Genomic DNA, 17,787 nt, shown 5'->3' on the forward strand with positions numbered 1-17,787 from the left:
GCCGCATGCCTCATCTTCCGGGTATACCGAAAACCCATTTTAAAACTCGCGTGCGGATGCATGCATGCTGAGCTATTTCCCTTCCCCGAGCTACTGGTGTCGGGTGCTTGCTGATGGAGGGATACAGCTCGGCCATCTCTCCCGGGCGGGATAGCTGATGACGAAACCGTCGGTCCGATGCGGAGCCGGTTCGAAGACAGTCTTTCGGCCTTTAGCCGGTTCAGCCGGTCTGCGCGAATTTGATCGTTGAGGCGGGCCACTTTCCATCGTGGCCCCTGATCGAAATTCGTAGGCCGTGCAGCTCGTCAAGCCAAACGTTCTCTACTGTCCCGGCCTTTCCATCAGTGAGTACTACGGCCTTGCCGACAAGCTCTGACCGGGCCTCATCGAGCTCGCCAAGGATTGTTAGTGCATGGAGTTTCGCCGTAGGCATGGTGCCTCCGAAATCAGGCCATGCGGAGGCTGCGGATCTCGTCGTCGACGCTCCGGACGCGGCGCCCTCACTCTCGCTCCGACACAGGACCGGGTCATCAAGAGTTTAAGCTATAGCTTAGGCCGATGGCTGCGGGAGCTTTATTGGCCTTAGGGGAGGGTTGTGGGGCACAACGCTATCGATCTAGGCTGTCGCCCTTGCTCAATGGGAGATCGTCAGTGGCAACAGGTACTGTGAAGTGGTTTAACCCAACGAAGGGATATGGATTCATTCAACCCGACAACGGTGGCAAGGATGTCTTCGTGCACATCTCGGCAGTCGAAAAAGCAGGACTGAGTAGTCTCAATGAGGGTGCTAAGGTGAGCTACGAAGAAATGAGCAACCGTGGCAAGACGTCTGCCGAAAATCTGAGAGTCGGATAAAATCAATTTCCTAGGTGACAAAGCGAACAGACTCTTGTGGGTATTCTGACCTAAGGTGTTCGCTTCATCACGTTCGGAATGTTTGCGAATCGCCCGGCCAAAAGCCGGGCTTTTCGTTGTGTGCCGAGCATGTTCGACAGCTTGGAGGTGGAAGTCCTTTACCCAGCCTGATGGCGGCGAAGGGTTAGCGAAGCGCAAGGGCGTCGCCGCGAGGCGGGGTCTGAAGGAAGCGTGGAGCAAAACTGCGGCCCGATGGACAAAAACCGGATAACGAGGCCTACCCAGCCGGACGAGCGAGCAATGGATCGTGAAGTCCGTAGTCATCAAGGGCTGGGGTGGTAAATCCGGCGGGCGTGCAGGGAAGGCGGTCGAACTTACCTCGGGAGATCTCCGTCGTGTCCGGGACACCGGACTGAGCGGGTCGTAAGACCCGTGATCGCGGCGGAGAAGTCAGCAGACGGCGTAGTAGGCGGAACGAGTTTCGCTGAAGGCCTGAACGCTGGAAAGACGCTTGGATGTGGAAATCTCGAGCTGGCCATGCGGCAGAAAATCCAGGTCACTGGCCTTCGGAGCGGTGGGAAAGGGTGAAGCCCCGACGGCGCTGCTCGAAGGGCCGAAGCCAGCACGCGGAGACCCACGATTGAGCCTCTGGCACGGACGCAAAACAAACCGTCTGTGCTTAATCTGGCGAACCGCCGTATACGGACCCGTATGTACGGTGGTGTGGGAGGGGAGGAGTCGCAAGACTCCCCCCTATCCCGATTGGGAAAGAAACGGCCCCAGCTGGGAGATGGACTGGGGTCGTCACTCCAATGCGCCGGGCGGGACTGCCGGCGCCATGACTTGATCGCTTGCTATCAGATGTCCGGCCTGTTTGCGCGGACCGCTGGCCGAGATGGTGTTCGCTACGCGCGCTCCAAGCACATGGGCGACATTGGTGGTGCCAGTGCAATCTTCGGAAGCTCGCGCGTATTGGCCGATCGGCCCTTCCATCTACAGCGTCCTGCAAGTTCGTGGGCTAGTCGCCGATACCTCACGCTTTAAGCATCATAAGAAAAGAGCCGAAACCTGCACCGCGAAATGGATCTTCCAAAGTGGTGGAAAGAAGGTAAGCGAAATCCAGCGCTTCAGCCGCCCCATCGCCCCAGCGGTTCCGCTTCGGTTGGAGGAGCAAACGAAAACACTGGAAGTGACGCATCACTGGCGTGAGGGCCGTGCACGGGCCGACTTTTGGGGGCGCGACCCGACTGAAACCAGCGCAGGGAAACTAGTCAGTCGATTGGCACGAGCCGTTCGTCCCACTGCGCCGCAAGGTTCTTGATCTGCTCGAAATTCAGGATCGCCGGTTCACCCTCGCGGACGATTGTTGTCCGCTTGCGTTCCTTGGGCAGCAACGTCATCGCGCGCACTACGGCCGCGCGCAGTTTCATCGAGCCGTGATTTGTCAGGGTGACGAACTCTTCGGGGTCAAGGGCCATGGGTCCACGCCTACACTACCGGCCGGCCCGCAAGCCAGCACACGCGCCCCGAATGCCCAACTCTCCAGATAATCCAACTTGGTTAATAGCTGGTTATCGTTCGGCTCTGTCATTTTGAATTGGCGCGCGCGGTAAACCCGTACTTGAACCTCGACCCATGCGCCGCCCGATTTCAAATGGTTGGCCTAAAGGAGGCGGCTGCCGTCAAGCTCACAGGGGTGTATTCGCTCGTGCCGCACCTGCCAGGGTAGCACCCAGTGAGCCATGGCAGTCGCAATGGATCAGGCTACCGCTGTCAACCTGGCATCTGCATCCGGGTTTGCGCAAAGCAGGCGCTTGCGAATGGCCTCTTCAACGAGCGCGAGCGCCTCCTTGGCTTGTCGCGCTTCGGCTTCAGCAACTTCGGCACGAAACTCTACGGCCGTCAACTTATCCTTCTGAGCTTCAATACAGGACCGGGCTTGTTCCAGCGCTCGGCACGCATGTTGCAGCTTACGTTCGGCGGTGACGATGAGTTCACGTTGTGCCCGCTCGGCGGCCTCCGCTCGCATTTCGGCAAGCCGCAATCTTTCTAAGGCGCTTGTGCAAAGCGACTGGGCACGAGCTTCGGTATCGCGGGCGTGCTTCTCCATACCGCGGAAGACATCGGCCGCTTGATATACCAGATCGAGGGCCGTTGCTCCCTTGTCTGGTGCTAGCGGTGAGGGAAAGCTCACGACGTCCTCCTCCCCTCCAACTGACGCTCTGGAATTACGCTGCGCCATGTCGTTCAAGCTCGTCGCGAACACACACGAGCAGCATCATGAATAGCTATGGTTAACGGATGGTTAAACAGTTGTATGCCGGGAGGCGAGCCGGCTCGACATCCTTAAATGGCGATGATCACTAAGCACGCTACCTTTGCAGAGGCGCGCGGCCACGTCCGAGCAGCGCTCGCCGCGATGGGCTCGGGCCACCCAGACGCATACATCGATTGCTGGGCTAGGTCCGATGACGCGACATTGTTTGGCGCTTGGGGGCCGATCGAGAAGGGATACCAGCATCTTGTCGATACATTCCGCTGGGTCGGACATCGGTTCACTGGAGGGATGTTAGTTCCGGAGGACGTCGTCTCTTTTGAAAGCGGCGACCTCGCGTACACGGTCGGCTTTGAGCGCGGCGAGGTATCAGTCGATGCCAATGCTCCCACGATGATGACCATCCGCGTGACGCATATCTATCGCCGTATCGAGGGCGAATGGTATCTCGTCCATCGTCACGCCGATTTCCCGCCCTCCGACCAGCGCGCCGGAGGCTCGCACTTGGCGAGACCGGATGGGGGAACTTGATCAGCGCGGTGCTCGGCGCAATGGGACTGTTCGCTTAGGCTGGTCGGGCGGCTCGAAACATTCATCGCCGCCCGCCAGTAACTGGTGCGTCCTAGGCGTTGCCGTATGCGGCCTTTTCAAAAGCCTCGTAGGCAGCCATGAACGGTGGCTCCACAAAGGGAAGGGTCTGGGTCGTGATGATGCCAGCCAGGTCCGCGGTGGGGTCGAACCAGTAATGCGTGTTGAGCACGCCGGCCCAGCTTTGTGAACCAGCCTTGCGGCGGCCCGGGATGTCGGCCTCGTTGCGCATAAAGCCGAAGCTGTGCGTCTTTGTCGTGCCCGCGAAGGGATCGAAGTCTGCGGTGATCGTTGGTGCCACGGTGACCATCTTCTCAAACTTAAGTGGACCCATATGGTTCTCAAGCATACGGGCAACACTGCTCTCCTTGAGCACCCGATTGCCGTCGAGTGCGCCTTTGTTGAGGAACATACGCAGGAAGCGCATGTAGTCCTGCGGTGTTGAATACAGCGCGTGGCCCATGCCATAGACCTCGGGATTGGAGGGCGGCGCCAGGTCGGTGTCGCCGAACTTGCCGTCGCCACCCCTTTCTTTCACGCCGGCCAACCGCCCTTGCATGTGTGGCCGGACCTCGACGTCGGTATCCTTCATGCCCAGCGGTTCGAACAGGTTCTGCTTGAGAAAGACGTCAATCCGCTGGCCGCTGATCTTCTCCGCCATCAGGCCCAGCCAGTCGATGGAGGGCCCGTAGCCCCAGCGGGTTCCAGGATCCGTCATCATCGGATAGAACATCGCGGCCTTGGTGCCGGCGACGATCGACGGGCGCTTGGTCTTCGCCAGATATTCGGCGACCTCGCCTCGCCAGAACTCATACTCAAGGCCCGAGGTATGGGTGGCGAGGTGCCTCGCAGTGGCCTTGACTTTAGGCGCCCGCATCTTGGGGTTATCGCCATCCCAGCCCTCAAGGACACCAATCTCCGCGAACTCAGGCAGCACATCCTGCACCGGCGTGTCGAAGTCCATCTTGCCTTGCTCAATTAGGATCATCGCTGCCGTGGAACCTACGCCCTTGGTCATGGAGAAGATCCTCAGCACTGTGTCTGGCGCGGCCTTCACGCCGAGAGCGGCATCGCCCGCGGCGCCAGTGAAGGTCACGCCCGAAGCCTTGCCGGTCATGCCGACGACGAAGGGAACTTTGCCGGCGGCCACCGAGTCATTGAGAACTTTTTGGAGTGCGGCCTCGCTACCCTGTACTGAAGATACCAGAGGCACTGAATACAGTGCGGCGCCAGCGCCGATCGCCGCGGCCTGCTGCAGAAAATATCGCCGCGCGCGATTGCACGGGCGGTTCTTGTCGGTGGTCAAGTCGTCGTGACCGCTTCCTCCAAGTTTCTTCATGGTTCCCTCCTGCTGCCGGCCATCGAACGTAGGCCGGTACAGTGGAGCCTACCACGATACGGACAGACAGCCCCGGCAAACACGAGGGACCAGCAATGTCGCTGTTGAGGGAATAGCGGAAGAGGGCAGGGCGTCGTGTGCCGCTCAATGAGGTGGCTCGGGCGTGCGGCCTGTCGTCGCGTTATTTTCTCGCGTGCGTTTCGCCGCTCCGTAGGAGTCGCACCGCACAACTGGCTTCTGACGTTTCGCGTCGAGGTCGCCAAGCAGAAGCTGCGCGATGGCCGATTGTCCTTGCGGGATGTAGCCTTGGCCTGCGGCTTTGCAGATCAAAGTCACCTGACGCAAGTCTTCACCCGTATCGTTGGCGTCAGCCCCGGTGCTTGGCGTCGAGCGCTCAACGAATAGCGACCTGAGGCGGCTCCAGCCCGCAAAAACTCCAGCAGGTGTCGCTGGCTCGTGTTCACGAGCAGGACGCAAGAGGTCATCTGCCGCCGTGCCGGCGTAGTTGGCCGAAGTTTGACCATCTTTCCTATCGGCGATATCCTTTGGCGGCCGGGGGCCCTTTGCGATTGCATTCTGTTGGGGTTGCTCATGGAATGGTCGACCAGGCCGCGACATCCGGATCAGCCCTTTGGAAGCTGGGCTGACGACCTTGCGGCTGCCTTCGTTCGACTCGAGCCACGCAGGATTGCTGACCAGCCCTTCGAAGGCGCAATCTCGAAGGTTGACGCCGGTCCGATCCAGGTATCGCTGGTCACAGCCACCGCGCATACCGTGCTTCGCCTCGCTTCGCACGTTGCCTCGAGCACGCACGATCTTTGCTTTGTGAACCTCCAGCTCGAAGGGTTGGGGCGCACCAGGCAGCGAGGCCACGAGCAGATCAGTGCGCCCGGTGACCTGGCGCTTGCGGATACGACAGAGCCGTTCGAGATCGCCAACGGCTACGACTTCAAGTTGTTTTGCTTTGCGGTACCGCGGCGACTGTTGCCGAAAGAACTGCTCGATCGCCCGCGGCTCAACCTGTCCGCGACCGAAACCGGCCGTGCACTTTCCCGAACGCTCGCCGGCTATGCCGATCTATGCTTGGGTGGTCGTCAGCTCCCAAGTACCTCCGCGCTGTCCGGCGCGCACGTATCTGAGCTCATCTCGTGCGCGTCAGAAATTCTGTCGGATATGTCCGTGGAGCGCGTGCACACCCCCGTGCTGCTGTCGATGATGCTTGACCATATCGATCGTCACAGCAACGACCCTGAGCTAGGCGCCGCAACACTGGCCGCAAGATTCCGTTGCTCTGAACGTTACGTGCACCGTCTGTTTGCGACAACAGGTCGCTCGGTGGGAGAGCACCTCAACGAGAAGCGGATTGCCGCCTGCACGCAAAGGTTTCTGGATCGCAGTTCCGCTCACAAGACCATTGCCGAAATAGCCTTTGCCGCAGGCTTCCGCGACATCTCGCACTTTAACCGCCTGTTCAAGCGTTGCCACGGAGTGGCGCCGCGGGAGTTTCGTCGCGCCGCCGCACGCTGACTACCGGTTCACTCCACGCCTAGAAATCGGGCGCTGCCGTCCAAGATTTTCTCCCGTGGCAGGGATAACCGTTGGCCGAATGGCTAACACCCAGGCCAGAGGGGATTGTGATGGCGATCGATTTTACGCTCACTGCGCAACAGCGGGAGCTGCAGCGCGCTTCCCGCAAATTCGCGAAAGAGGTGCTGGGCGAGGCCAGGAAGGCTGAGTTGCTGGCAACGCCGGAAGAGCGCTTCCTCGCGACCAGGCCGACCTACGAGGCGATGGTGGCGGCCGGATATTTGCGCAAGTGCATCCCGGCGCCTGCGGGCGGCGACAATGCCGGGTTGATTGATATGGCGATCCTGGCTGAAGAATTTTACAGCGTGAATCCGAGCGTGACGCTCACGATGCTTGGCACCGTACTCGGCCTGCTGCCGGTTCTACTCGGCGGCACACCTGACCAATGCAAGCGCCTGCTCGCGCCTTTTTTAAAGGCAAGCGGCGCGCCACTTGCCGGGTTCTGCTCCAGCGAACCGGGCGGCAGCGCCAACGCTGCCTCGCCACCACCCGGCGAGGGCGTCCGCACGACGGCAAGGCGAGAGGGTGGCAACTGGGTGATCAACGGCCGCAAGAAATGGGTGTCCTCCGCCACGGGTTGGAACCGCGAAGGCGCCAACGTTCTGTGCGTGGTGTGCCGAACCGACCCGACGGCGGCCTCCGATGCGGCGATCTCCATCATCGCAGTAGAAGGACCAGTGAAGGGTCTTGTATTCGAACGAGCGATCGACGCGATCGGTCATCGGGCGCATCTCGTTCCGCAGTTCGGCTTGCAGAATGTCGCAACACCTGGCCACAATTTGCTCGGACAGGAGGGCTCAGGCCTCGCGTTGACGGCTGCGGCGTTCACGGGCACCGCGGCACTTGTCGGCATCTTCGGGGTCGCGTTGATGCGCGCGGCGTTCGATTTTGCGCTGCATTTTGCCTGTACCGAGAAGCGTGGCGGCGTTCACGCTATCATCGAGCATCAGGCGGTCGGATACGCTTTGGCCGATGCAAAAACCACGATCGAAGCAGCGCGCTATCTGAGCTGGCGCGCCTGTCACGCGCTCGACACCCAGTCACCGGCGGCCGAGGAGCTTGCAGTCGAGGCGAAGATTTTTGGTTCCGAGGCCGCGGTACGCGTGATCACTGATCTCATGCGCGTGGTCGGCATCGAAAGCTACGATAACGAGGCTCCGTTCGCTCGCCTGCTGCAGGATGCACTTGCGCTGCCGATCTTCGACGGCGGCAATATGGGCATTCGGAGGCGGCAGTTGCACGCGACGCTCAAACGAAGCGACTATGATCCGCTTACTGCCAGCGGAGCGGCGTAGCCGAGCTTCATTGTCGAGACACACCAAGGGTGGAGTTTTCGATTGAGAGGTCGGGATCATGAGTGCTGAGCAAAGAGTGGCCATTGTAACGGGAGCTTCGCAGGGTATCGGTGCCGGTATCCTCCAAGCTTTTAGAGATCGGAACTACCGGGTTGTTGCGACGTCGCGGTCGATTAAGCCCGTCGCCAATTCCGATGTCGTGACGGTGCAAGGTGACGTTGCCGCTCGCGACACCGCTGAGAAGGTGTTCAAAGCGGCGTTAGAGCGCTTCGGTCGTGTCGACACCCTGGTCAACAACGCCGGTATGTTCATGGCGAAGCCCTTTACGGCTTACTCGCAAGACGATTACGACATCTATTTGTCGACGAACGTGATGGGCTTCTTTCATATGACCCAGCGTGCGCTGGAACTGATGAGCAAACAAGGGCATGGTCACATAGTCACGATAACGACAAGTCTTGTTGACCAGCCGATGAGTAGCGTTCCAGCCGCGCTGGCCTCTCTAACAAAAGGCGCGTTGAGCGCAACAACCAGGGCCCTCGCCATCGAGTATGCAAAGACCGGAATTCGCGTGAACGCCGTGTCACCGGGAATAATCAAGACACCGATGCATCCACCCGAAGCGCATCCAGCATTGGCGGCACTCCACCCCATGGGGCGGATGGGAGATGTCTCCGATATTGTGGACGCGGTGCTCTACCTCGATAGCGCCGGATTCGTGACCGGGGAGGTTCTCCACGTCGATGGAGGACAGGCTGCTGGCCACCATCTGCCGTAGAGCAAGCGATTCTTCAGCGAGGGACTGTTTGCAATCCATCCGCCGGAAAAGGGCGAAGGTAATGGCAAGAGCTCGGCCGCGAGTGGATCAAGACATCAAGTACAAGTGTCAGGACAGTTTGGCCCGACCCGGCGGTAAGCTCGGTTCTGAAGATCACGACGCCGTCTCGCGCTCTGGCCTAAGGGTGACGCTTTGGATTTGTGAGTGTCCGGTAATGCGTGTTCCTGGTCGCACCGGGACGGGAGACGCGAACCTCGAAAGAGCGGCCCACAATTCCAGCTACTTGGATCCAAACAGCTTCAACGATCAATCGTTGGTAGATCACCAACGTGTTGAATCCGCTCGCAATGAGGCCCGCCAAATGGCCCCTTGGCAGCCGCCTCCTTGTCAGTATGTATTGGGACGGGATCGTACTGCTTTGCAAAGCTGACGATGCGAATCCTCCCCCCCCCCGATAAGCCGACATTTGCCGAGCCGGAAGGTATGTCTCGATCGTGCCAAAACCGACCTTACCGGATTGGCCGCTTCGATAGGCGAGAAGTGCGTACTGGGCGGGGAGGGAGGGGTTATTGCCCATTCTATGAGTATATGCTCTGTTCGGATCGGGAAAACTTGTTATGATCAGACCCGATCTTATCATTTTCGATTGCGACGGCGTGTTGGTCGACAGCGAGGTGCTGAGCTGTCGCTGTCTCTCCGACACGTTGGCGGGACACGGCATCAGCCTTGACGTCGATCAGGCGCTTGATCTGTTCCTTGGACGAAGCGTGACGGCGGTCTTCCAGCATTACGAAGCGTTGGGACGCTCGATCCCCGAGCAATTTACGGACGAGCTGAAGGCAGGGGTTCGAGCTGCGTTTATCTCGTCGCTACGCCCAATCGAAGGGGTGAATTCGGTGTTGCAAGACTTGCAAATCCCGCATTGTGTCGCTTCGTCCAGCGATGTCGATCGGGTGTCCTTCTCACTCTCTTTGACCAGCCTCGCGCCGTATTTCGACGCGCGTCTCTATACCTCGCAAATGGTGGAACGCGGCAAGCCGGCACCCGACCTCTTCCTCTACGCAGCCGAAAAGATGCAGGTGGATCCAGGCCGCACCCTCGTGATCGAGGACAGCGTTAGCGGCGTCAAGGCGGGCAAGGCGGCCGGCATGACAGTTTGGGGATTTGTCGGAGGCAGCCACTATCAATCGCGTGACGGCAAGGCCATTCTGCGCGAAGCGGGGGCGGATCGGGTGTTTGGACGAATGGTGGATTTCTGGCGGACGGACCGGCAAGGAGACTGATGGCGGCATCCGATAACGAGAAGTCGCGTCTCGACGAAGCCGCGCGGGCAGGCTGGCTCTATTTCATTGCTGGTCACACCCAGGACGAAATCGCCAAGATGCTGAAGGTATCGCGCGCCTCGGCTCAGCGCCTTGTCTCGCTGTGCCTTGCCGAGCGCCTGATTACCTTCCGGTTGGAGCACCCAATCACGGCCTGCATGGAGTTGGCGGCGCGGCTGAAGGATTTGTTTCACCTGGTCTACTGCGAAGTGGTGCCAACCGACCCCGCCGCGCCGCTCTCGGCCGCCGGGATTGCCGAGCGGGCCGCGAACATCCTCGAAACGACGTTACGCACCGAAAAACCGACGATCGTGGCACTTGGTACCGGGAGGGCGGTGCGGGCTGCCGTCGAGCGCGTGTCTCCGATCGACTGTCCGAACCATCAGATCGTGTCGCTGGTCGGAAACATTTCGGCCGATGGCTCGGCCAGCTTCTTCGACACCGTCGGTCGTCTCGCCGACCGGACCAAAGCGCGCCACTATCCGATGCCGTTGCCGTTTCTGATGTCATCCGAGCGCGAGCGCGACCAGATGCTCAAGATAGATCCGATCGCCAGGGTGAGAGCGGTCGCCGCCAAGGCCGACCTGCGGCTGGTCGGGGTCGGGCAGATGGATCGGCAGGCGCAAGTCCACGTTGACGGTTTCGTCTCGCGCGAAGAGCTGCTCGAGATGATGCGGCTGGGTGCCGTTGGCGAACTGATCGGCTGGGCATTTGACGAGGAGGGGCACCTCATCAAAGGCGGGACAAACCTTCGCCTCACCAGCATTCCACCGCAGGTACCTGCCGAGGCCCTGACCATCGGAGCGGCGGTCGGTCGTGCCAAGGTTTCGGCCATCAGGGCTGCGCTGAAGGGTCGGCTCCTCAACGGGCTGATCACCGACGAGGCGACCGCGGGCGCCATCCTCAAGTCGTAGCTAACTGACCAGGCTCTCTGCCTCGTCGCGCGCGGGGTTCCCACCAGTCAATCCAGGCATGCGGGCCATCGAACCGTGCCCTCCCGTCTGCGCGTCGGTGCACAAGCGCAATTCCGATCCTTGACAACCTTTGGAGTCGGTGTGAACATAATTGCAAGGCGTGAGCATATGCTCAATGTCACTAAGGGAGGTTATCGTGAAACACGTCCTCAGCGCCCTCCTGGGCGCGGCTACCTTGTTGGGCGCAGCTCCTTCCGTCGCACAGACAACCCTGACCATCGCCACCGTGAACAACGGCGACATGATTCGGATGCAGGCGCTGACCAACGAATTCACCGCCAAAAACCCCGACATCACCGTCAAATGGGTGACGCTCGAAGAGAACGTCCTGCGCCAGCGCGTCACCACCGACATCGCGACCAAGGGTGGACAGTTCGACGTGCTCACCATCGGTACCTATGAGGTCCCGATCTGGGCCAAGAAGAACTGGCTCATTCCGCTCGACAATCTCGGGACCGACTACGACACCGCGGACCTGCTCCCCAAGATCCGCGACGCCGTCTCGGCATCAGGCAAGCTGTACGCCGCGCCATTCTACGGCGAGAGTTCGATGGTGATGTATCGCACCGACCTGTTCCAGAAGGCCGGCTTGACGATGCCGGAAAACCCGACCTGGGATTTCGTGATCGATGCGGCCAAGAAGCTCACCGATAAATCCGACGGCGTCTACGGCATCTGCCTGAGGGGCAAGGCGGGCTGGGGCGAGAACATGGCGTTCCTGACCGCGATGTCGAACTCGTTCGGCGCGCGCTGGTTCGATGAGAAGTGGCAGCCGCAATTCGACAAACCGGAATGGAAGAAGACGCTCTCGACCTATGTCGATCTGATGAAGGCCGCCGGTCCTCCTGGTGCCAGCTCGAACGGTTTCAATGAAAACCTCGCGCTGTTCAATTCCGGCAAGTGCGCGATGTGGATCGACGCCACGGTGGCGGCGTCCTTCGTCACCAACCCGAAGGAATCCAAGGTGGCCGACAAGGTCGGCTTCGCGCTCGCGCCGAATGCGGGGCTCGGCAAGAACGCCAACTGGCTGTGGGCGTGGAATCTCGCGATCCCCGCGGGTTCGAAGAAAACCGCCGCCGCCGAGAAGTTCATCGCCTGGGCGACCAGCAAGGACTACACCAAGCTTGTCGCCTCGAAGGAGGGATGGGCCAACGTCCCGCCCGGCACGCGAACCTCGCTCTACCAGAATCCGGAATATCTGAAAGTCGCGCCGTTCGCCAAGCTGACACTGGCGTCGATCGATGCCGCCGATCCGAACAAGCCGAGTGTGCAGCCGGTACCGTATGTCGGCGTGCAATACGCGGCTATTCCGGAGTTCCAGGGCATCGGCACCAGCGTCGGTCAGCAATTCTCGGCGGCGTTGGCCGGTTCATCGACGGTGGACGCTGCCCTCGCAGCCGCGCAAACAGCCACCGAACGCGAAATGAAGCGCGCCGGTTATATCAAATAGCGCGCCGCGCCAATCTTGGCTGCCGACTGGCCCGGGCACGGACGGCAGCCACATCTCCCTTCAAGAGATAGCAGGAGGCGGCGGTGGCGACGCAGCAAACCCAGGTTCTCGGAAGGGCTCTGCTGACGCCGGCCGTCGCATTGCTGTTCGTCTGGATGATCGTCCCGCTCGCCATGACGATCTATTTCTCGACGTTGCGCTACAGCCTGCTCGACTCGGAAGCCTGGAGCTTCGTCGGGCTGGAGAATTTTCGATACTTTCTCACCGATCCTGCTTTTCTGACCGCACTACGGAACACGCTGGTGCTGGTCGGTTCGGTGCTCGCCATCACCATCCTGCTCGGCACGCCGCTGGCGCTGCTGCTCGATCAGCAGGTGATCGGGCGCAGCATCGTCCGCCTGATGGTGATCGCGCCGTTCTTCGTGATGCCGACCGTGAGCGCGCTGGTCTGGAAGAACCTCTTGATGCATCCGGTGTCCGGGCTGTTCGCCTGGGTCGCGACACTCGTGGGTGCAACGCCGATCGACTGGTTCAACGATGTGCCTTTGTTCGCGGTGATCCTGATCGTGGCCTGGCAATGGCTGCCGTTTGCGACCCTCATCTTGCTGACGGCGCTGCAGTCCCAGGACGAGGAGCAGAAGGAGGCCGCCGAGATGGACGGGGCGAGCGCGCTTTCTACATTCATTTATCTCACTTTGCCGCACCTCGCGCGGCCGATCACCGTGGTCATCCTGATCGAAACGATATTCCTGCTGACCGTGTTCGCCGAGATCTTTGTCACGACCGGCGGCGGCCCCGGCCTGGCCACTACCAATATCGCATTCCTGATCTACTCGCAGGCGCTGGTCCAGTATGATGTCGGCAACGCCTCGGCCGGCGGACTGGTCGCGGTCGTGATCGCCAATATCGTCGCGTTCTTCCTGGTGCGGATCGTCGGACGGAATCTGGAGGCGTAAGCGATGGCACGCAAGGTGACGGCGAGACGCGTATGGGTGTCCACGGCGGTGGCGTGGTTGTTCGGATTTCTGATTTTCCTGCCCATCCTGTGGATGGTGCTGACGAGCTTCAAGACCGAGCTCGAGGCGTTTTCGATGCCGCCAAAGTTCCTGTTGTTTCACTGGACCACCGAGAACTACGCGACGGTGCAGGAGCGCAGTGACTACATTCACCATGCGGTCAATTCGATCCTCATTGCAGGCGGATCGACGCTGATTGCGATGATCATTGCCATCCCGGCAGCCTGGTCGATGGCGTTCGCACCGACCAAGCGCACCAAGGACGTTCTGCTCTGGATGCTCTCGACCAAGATGATGCCGTCGGTCGGTGTGCTGGTTCCGATTTATCTGATCTATCGGGATTTCGGGCTGCTCGACAGGCGGGCCGGTCTCGTCATGATCCTTTGCCTCGGCAATCTGCCGATCGTGATCTGGATGCTCTTTATTTCAAAGAGATCCCAAAGGACATTCTGGAAGCAGCACGGATGGATGGGGCGACCATCGGGCGCGAGCTCGTCTATGTGCTGACGCCGATGGCCGTTCCAGGGCTAGCCTCGACGCTGCTGCTTAATTTCATTCTGGCGTGGAACGAGGCGTTCTGGACCCTGAACCTTTCGACCCTCGACGCAGCACCGCTCACGGTATTCATCGCATCCTATTCGAGTCCCGAGGGCCTGTTCTGGGCAAAACTGTCGGCCGCCTCAACGCTCGCCATTGCGCCGATCATCATCCTCGGATGGTTCACGCAGCGGCAGCTTGTCCGCGGATTGACCTTCGGCGCCGTCAAGTAGCAGGGGAACAGAGATCATGGGCCAGATCACGCTGCAGGGAGTCCGGAAATCTTTCGGGCCAGTCAACATTATCAAGGATGCCAACCTGGACATCGAAGACGGTTCCTTCGTGGTGTTCGTCGGGCCGTCCGGCTGCGGGAAGACGACGCTGTTGCGCCTGATCGCCGGACTGGAGGACGTCACCGGCGGGCAGATCCTGATCGACGGCAAGAACGTCGTGGACGTGCCGCCGGCGAAGCGGGGCCTGTCGATGGTGTTCCAATCCTATGCGCTCTATCCGCATATGAGCGTCCGCGGCAACATCGCGTTCGGCCTGAAGATGGCCGGCCTGCCGCGCCCGGATATCGACCGCAAGGTAGAGGCCGCGGCCGCCACGTTGAATCTTACGCCCTATCTCGACCGCAAGCCGCGCGAGCTCTCCGGCGGACAGCGCCAGCGCGTCGCGATCGGCCGCGCGATCGTGCGCGAGCCCAAGGCGTTTCTGTTCGACGAGCCCTTGTCGAATCTCGACGCGGCGCTCCGCGTTCAGATGCGGCTGGAAGTCACCAAATTGCAGAAGCAACTTGCGACCACCGCCATCTATGTCACCCATGACCAGGTTGAGGCGATGACGATGGCCGACAAGATCGTCGTGCTCAACGCCGGCAATATCGAACAATACGGCTCGCCGCTGGAGCTCTACGAGCGGCCGGCGAATCTTTTCGTCGCTGGTTTTATCGGTTCGCCGAAGATGAATTTTGTGCCCGGCGAGGCGGCAGGCGAGGCCGGCGTCGCTACGCTTGGCGTCAGGCCCGAACACTTAAGGATCGGCAAGGAGGGAGAGGGCTGGCCTGGGACCGTGTCGGTTGCCGAGCATCTCGGCAGCGACACTTTCCTCTATGTCGACGCGGGCAAGCTCGGCCTGCTGACGGCGCGCTGCATCGGAGAATTCAATCTGAAGGCCGGTGACCGCGTCTGGCTTTCGCCCGATCCAACCCGGCTGCACCGTTTCGACAAGGACGGCGCGGTGATCAGAAGATGAGCGGACGGCGCGCTGCGCCGCGATAGGAAAACAGGACTAACAAGAAGATGTATCTTGAAAAATTCAAACTGGACCAGAAGACAGCCGTCATAACCGGCGGCGGTCAGGGAATAGGACTGGCCTGCGCGGAAGCCCTGGCGGAGGCGGGAGCGAAGGTCGTCATCGCGGATCGCGACCCCCAACTTGCCGCCACCGGGTGCGCGAGCCTGAAAGCGAAGGGCTTGGATGCCGAGATCGCGATCATGGATGTGACGGACCCAACACGCGTTTCCGAGGTCGCCGATCAGCTGGCATCTCGCTTCGGCCGGGTCGATATCCTCGTCAATAATGCCGGCATTGCACGAAGCGAGACACCGGCCGAGAAGGTAGCCGACGAGCATTGGCTCAACGTCATCGACGTCAATCTCAACGGCACGTTCTGGTGCTGCCGCGCCTTCGGTAAGCACATGTTGGACGCGAAGTCCGGTTCTATCGTGAACATTGGCTCGATGTCAGGCTTCATCGTCAACAAACCGCAGGAGCAGTGCTACTACAACGCCTCCAAGGCCGCGGTGCACCATCTGACTAAATCGCTCGCGGCCGAGTGGGGGGCGCGCGGCGTCCGTGTCAACGCCGTGGCGCCGACTTATATTACAACCCCTCTCAATGCATTCGTCAAAAGCAACCCGCAGATGTACGATGCCTGGATCGGCGGTACGCCGATGGCGCGGATGGGAGAGGTCGACGAGATAGCTTCCGTCGTCCTGTTTCTGGCGTCCGACGCTGCAAGCCTGATGACCGGGAGTGTTGTCCTCGTTGACGGAGGCTATACGTGCTGGTGAACTGGCGCTGATCTGTAGTGGGGTTGCAATGCAGCAGGCCTTCATCGGCGTCGACGTCGGAACGTCGAGTGCCCGCGCCGGAGTGTTTGACGAGAGCGGAACCTTGCTGGCGACCGCCAGGCATCCGATCACGCTATGGCACGAAGCGGGCGGTGTCGTCGAGCAGTCGTCGTCCGAGATATGGTCGGCATGCGCCGCCTCGGTTCGCGCCGCGATGGGGGAGGCCGCCATTCCGCTTGCCGCGGTCAAGGGTCTGGGCTTTGATGCGACCTGCTCGCTCGTGGTGCTCGACGCTGGCGCCCATCCGCTGACGGTTAGCAGCTCCGGCGATGAGCGAAGGAATGTCATCGTGTGGATGGACCATCGCGCGATGACCGAGGCGCGCGAGGTGAACGAGACGCAGGACGAGGTGCTGCGCTATGTCGGCGGCTCGATCTCGCCGGAAATGGAAATTCCAAAACTGCTTTGGCTGAAGCGGCACCTGCCGTCGACCTATCAGTCCGCCGGTCATTTCTTCGACCTCGCCGACTATCTTTCGTTTCGCGCCACCGGATCGACGGCGCGGTCGATATGCACGGTCGTCTGCAAATGGAATTATCTCGCCCACGATCAGCGCTGGAGCCGCAGCTTTTTCGAGCGCGTTGGTCTTGGCGACCTGGCCGCCGACCAATACGCGAAAATCGGAACGGAAATCGTCCCGTCCGGCACGCCGCTGGGTGCCGGCCTGACGAAGGCCGCGGCACACGATTTCGGCCTCCTCGAAGGCACGCCCGTCGCCGCGTCGCTGATTGACGCCCACGCAGGAGGCGTGGGCACGATCGGCGGGCGCGGGAAGTCGGGTGAGCCGGTCGATGTACGCCGTCGTCTTGCCTACATCATGGGAACTTCGGCCTGCATCATGGCGACGACGCCGGAACCGTGCTTCGTCCCCGGGGTCTGGGGTCCTTACTATTCGGGGATGGTGCCCGGGTTTTGGCTCAACGAGGGCGGTCAGTCCGCCGCCGGTGCGGCCATCGATCATCTCATCAAGTCCCATCCCGCCTATAACGAGGCTGTCGCGACCGCGCGTTCTACGGGCATGGAAGTTCTTGAACTTCTCGAACGGCGCATCGTCTCGCGCGCGCCAAGTCTGGGTGAGGCGGCGTTGCTGGCCCGTGATATCCACGTTCTGCCCGAGTTTCTCGGCAACCGGTCGCCCTTCGCCGATCCCTATTCCCGCGCGGTGGTTGCAGGCATGGATCTCGACGTCGACATCGGCTCGATGGAGCGACTGTTCGTGGCCGGGCTGTGCGGGCTTGCCTATGGTCTTGCCGATGTCGTCGAAGCTTTTCGATCGCATGGCGTGGACAGCGATATGATGGTGATCAGCGGTGGCGCGGGACGAAGTCCGCTGGTTCGCCAGATCATGGCGGACACGACTGGCCTGACCGTTGCGGTCCCCGAAACGCAGGAGCCCGTCCTGCTCGGCGCTGCTATGCTGGGCGCGGTTGCGGCGAGGTCTTGCGGGTCAATCGGCGAGGCGATGGCATCAATGTCGGCGATCGGCCGGCCGAGCGAACTGACACCGCCGGGATTAACCGATTTTCACCGGACAAAGCGGCGAGTTCACGGAATGATGCGAAAGCTCGAGCGAGACAGCCGCAGTGCGATGCAGGGGATCGCATCGATCGCCGGACTTGATACGAAGAACTAGAGC

At 60.8% G+C, this 17,787-nt stretch carries 17 protein-coding genes and 1 pseudogene; 14 read left to right on the top strand and 4 right to left on the bottom strand.

Annotation, left to right across the window (positions count from 1 at the left end):
- Positions 1-220 precede the first annotated feature (220 nt).
- The gene (locus IVB05_RS17610; protein WP_247785849.1) at positions 221-433 is read right to left on the bottom strand and encodes a PRC-barrel domain-containing protein; all 213 of its coding nucleotides are present in this window, start codon (positions 431-433) and stop codon (positions 221-223) included.
- Positions 434-651: 218 nt separating this feature from the next.
- Between IVB05_RS17610 and IVB05_RS17615 the strand changes: the two genes are divergently transcribed.
- Complete coding sequence (locus IVB05_RS17615) at positions 652-855, top strand: cold-shock protein (protein WP_212423177.1); 204 nt, start codon at positions 652-654, stop codon at positions 853-855.
- 1,271 nt (positions 856-2,126) lie between these two features.
- Here IVB05_RS17615 and IVB05_RS17620 read toward each other — a convergent pair.
- Together IVB05_RS17620 and IVB05_RS17625 are read right to left on the bottom strand one after the other, a co-directional pair.
- On the bottom strand, positions 2,127-2,333 hold the full coding sequence (locus IVB05_RS17620) for a hypothetical protein (protein WP_247785850.1): 207 nt from the start codon (positions 2,331-2,333) through the stop codon (positions 2,127-2,129).
- Positions 2,334-2,614: 281 nt separating this feature from the next.
- A complete protein-coding gene (locus IVB05_RS17625) occupies positions 2,615-3,049 on the bottom strand; it encodes a hypothetical protein (RefSeq protein ID WP_247785851.1) in 435 nt (144 codons plus the stop codon).
- A gap of 156 nt (positions 3,050-3,205) precedes the next feature.
- On the opposite strand from IVB05_RS17625, the gene IVB05_RS17630 reads away from it, so the two are divergent.
- Positions 3,206-3,661 carry a nuclear transport factor 2 family protein gene (locus tag IVB05_RS17630; protein ID WP_247785852.1) on the top strand — a complete coding sequence of 152 codons (456 nt, stop codon included), beginning with the start codon at positions 3,206-3,208 and terminating at the stop codon, positions 3,659-3,661.
- Between the two features lie 91 nt (positions 3,662-3,752).
- On the opposite strand, the gene IVB05_RS17635 is transcribed toward IVB05_RS17630, so the two are convergent.
- On the bottom strand, positions 3,753-5,057 hold the full coding sequence (locus IVB05_RS17635) for a serine hydrolase domain-containing protein (protein WP_247785853.1): 1,305 nt from the start codon (positions 5,055-5,057) through the stop codon (positions 3,753-3,755).
- Positions 5,058-5,204: 147 nt separating this feature from the next.
- On the opposite strand from IVB05_RS17635, the gene IVB05_RS17640 reads away from it, so the two are divergent.
- The 12 genes and pseudogenes from IVB05_RS17640 to IVB05_RS17700 all read left to right on the top strand — a co-directional run bounded on the left by IVB05_RS17640 (position 5,205) and on the right by IVB05_RS17700 (position 17,784).
- Complete coding sequence (locus IVB05_RS17640) at positions 5,205-5,462, top strand: AraC family transcriptional regulator (RefSeq protein ID WP_247785854.1); 258 nt, start codon at positions 5,205-5,207, stop codon at positions 5,460-5,462.
- Positions 5,463-5,648: 186 nt separating this feature from the next.
- Positions 5,649-6,584, top strand: a complete 936-nt coding sequence (locus tag IVB05_RS17645; RefSeq protein WP_247785855.1) for a helix-turn-helix domain-containing protein — start codon at positions 5,649-5,651, stop codon at positions 6,582-6,584.
- 110 nt (positions 6,585-6,694) lie between these two features.
- Complete coding sequence (locus IVB05_RS17650) at positions 6,695-7,939, top strand: acyl-CoA dehydrogenase family protein (RefSeq protein ID WP_247785856.1); 1,245 nt, start codon at positions 6,695-6,697, stop codon at positions 7,937-7,939.
- Between the two features lie 58 nt (positions 7,940-7,997).
- On the top strand, positions 7,998-8,717 hold the full coding sequence (locus IVB05_RS17655; RefSeq protein WP_247785858.1) for an SDR family oxidoreductase: 720 nt from the start codon (positions 7,998-8,000) through the stop codon (positions 8,715-8,717).
- 617 nt (positions 8,718-9,334) lie between these two features.
- The gene (locus IVB05_RS17665) at positions 9,335-10,000 is read left to right on the top strand and encodes an HAD family hydrolase (protein ID WP_247785860.1); all 666 of its coding nucleotides are present in this window, start codon (positions 9,335-9,337) and stop codon (positions 9,998-10,000) included.
- Complete coding sequence (locus IVB05_RS17670) at positions 10,000-10,953, top strand: sugar-binding domain-containing protein (RefSeq protein WP_247785861.1); 954 nt, start codon at positions 10,000-10,002, stop codon at positions 10,951-10,953. Before IVB05_RS17665 ends, IVB05_RS17670 begins: the two co-directional genes overlap by 1 nt.
- Positions 10,954-11,149: 196 nt before the next feature.
- Positions 11,150-12,463, top strand: a complete 1,314-nt coding sequence (locus IVB05_RS17675) for a sugar ABC transporter substrate-binding protein (protein ID WP_247785862.1) — start codon at positions 11,150-11,152, stop codon at positions 12,461-12,463.
- Between the two features lie 83 nt (positions 12,464-12,546).
- Positions 12,547-13,419 carry a sugar ABC transporter permease gene (locus IVB05_RS17680; RefSeq protein ID WP_247785863.1) on the top strand — a complete coding sequence of 291 codons (873 nt, stop codon included), beginning with the start codon at positions 12,547-12,549 and terminating at the stop codon, positions 13,417-13,419.
- Between the two features lie 3 nt (positions 13,420-13,422).
- Positions 13,423-14,249: pseudogene (locus IVB05_RS17685) on the top strand (carbohydrate ABC transporter permease).
- Between the two features lie 16 nt (positions 14,250-14,265).
- A complete protein-coding gene (locus tag IVB05_RS17690; protein ID WP_247785864.1) occupies positions 14,266-15,270 on the top strand; it encodes an ABC transporter ATP-binding protein in 1,005 nt (334 codons plus the stop codon).
- Positions 15,271-15,317: 47 nt separating this feature from the next.
- Positions 15,318-16,091: an SDR family oxidoreductase gene (locus tag IVB05_RS17695; RefSeq protein WP_247785865.1), complete on the top strand. Its 774-nt coding sequence runs from the start codon at positions 15,318-15,320 to the stop codon at positions 16,089-16,091.
- A 28-nt stretch (positions 16,092-16,119) separates the two neighbouring features.
- Positions 16,120-17,784 carry an FGGY-family carbohydrate kinase gene (locus IVB05_RS17700; protein ID WP_247786765.1) on the top strand — a complete coding sequence of 555 codons (1,665 nt, stop codon included), beginning with the start codon at positions 16,120-16,122 and terminating at the stop codon, positions 17,782-17,784.
- The last annotated feature ends 3 nt before the right edge of the window (positions 17,785-17,787 follow it).

The sequence above is a fragment of the Bradyrhizobium sp. 170 genome (assembly GCF_023101085.1).
Taxonomy (GTDB): Bacteria; Pseudomonadota; Alphaproteobacteria; order Rhizobiales; family Xanthobacteraceae; genus Bradyrhizobium.

What these genes read in the sequence shown, in the direction of transcription:
- IVB05_RS17610 (WP_247785849.1), bottom strand. Translation starts at nt 433, where the DNA reads ATGCCTACGGCGAAACTCCATGCACTAACAATCCTTGGCGAGCTCGAT.
- IVB05_RS17620 (WP_247785850.1), bottom strand. Translation starts at nt 2,333, where the DNA reads ATGGCCCTTGACCCCGAAGAGTTCGTCACCCTGACAAATCACGGCTCG.
- IVB05_RS17630 (WP_247785852.1), top strand. Translation starts at nt 3,206, where the DNA reads ATGGCGATGATCACTAAGCACGCTACCTTTGCAGAGGCGCGCGGCCAC.
- IVB05_RS17635 (WP_247785853.1), bottom strand. Translation starts at nt 5,057, where the DNA reads ATGAAGAAACTTGGAGGAAGCGGTCACGACGACTTGACCACCGACAAG.
- IVB05_RS17640 (WP_247785854.1), top strand. Translation starts at nt 5,205, where the DNA reads ATGAGGTGGCTCGGGCGTGCGGCCTGTCGTCGCGTTATTTTCTCGCGT.
- IVB05_RS17645 (WP_247785855.1), top strand. Translation starts at nt 5,649, where the DNA reads ATGGAATGGTCGACCAGGCCGCGACATCCGGATCAGCCCTTTGGAAGC.
- IVB05_RS17650 (WP_247785856.1), top strand. Translation starts at nt 6,695, where the DNA reads ATGGCGATCGATTTTACGCTCACTGCGCAACAGCGGGAGCTGCAGCGC.
- IVB05_RS17655 (WP_247785858.1), top strand. Translation starts at nt 7,998, where the DNA reads ATGAGTGCTGAGCAAAGAGTGGCCATTGTAACGGGAGCTTCGCAGGGT.
- IVB05_RS17665 (WP_247785860.1), top strand. Translation starts at nt 9,335, where the DNA reads ATGATCAGACCCGATCTTATCATTTTCGATTGCGACGGCGTGTTGGTC.
- IVB05_RS17670 (WP_247785861.1), top strand. Translation starts at nt 10,000, where the DNA reads ATGGCGGCATCCGATAACGAGAAGTCGCGTCTCGACGAAGCCGCGCGG.
- IVB05_RS17690 (WP_247785864.1), top strand. Translation starts at nt 14,266, where the DNA reads ATGGGCCAGATCACGCTGCAGGGAGTCCGGAAATCTTTCGGGCCAGTC.
- IVB05_RS17695 (WP_247785865.1), top strand. Translation starts at nt 15,318, where the DNA reads ATGTATCTTGAAAAATTCAAACTGGACCAGAAGACAGCCGTCATAACC.
- IVB05_RS17700 (WP_247786765.1), top strand. Translation starts at nt 16,120, where the DNA reads ATGCAGCAGGCCTTCATCGGCGTCGACGTCGGAACGTCGAGTGCCCGC.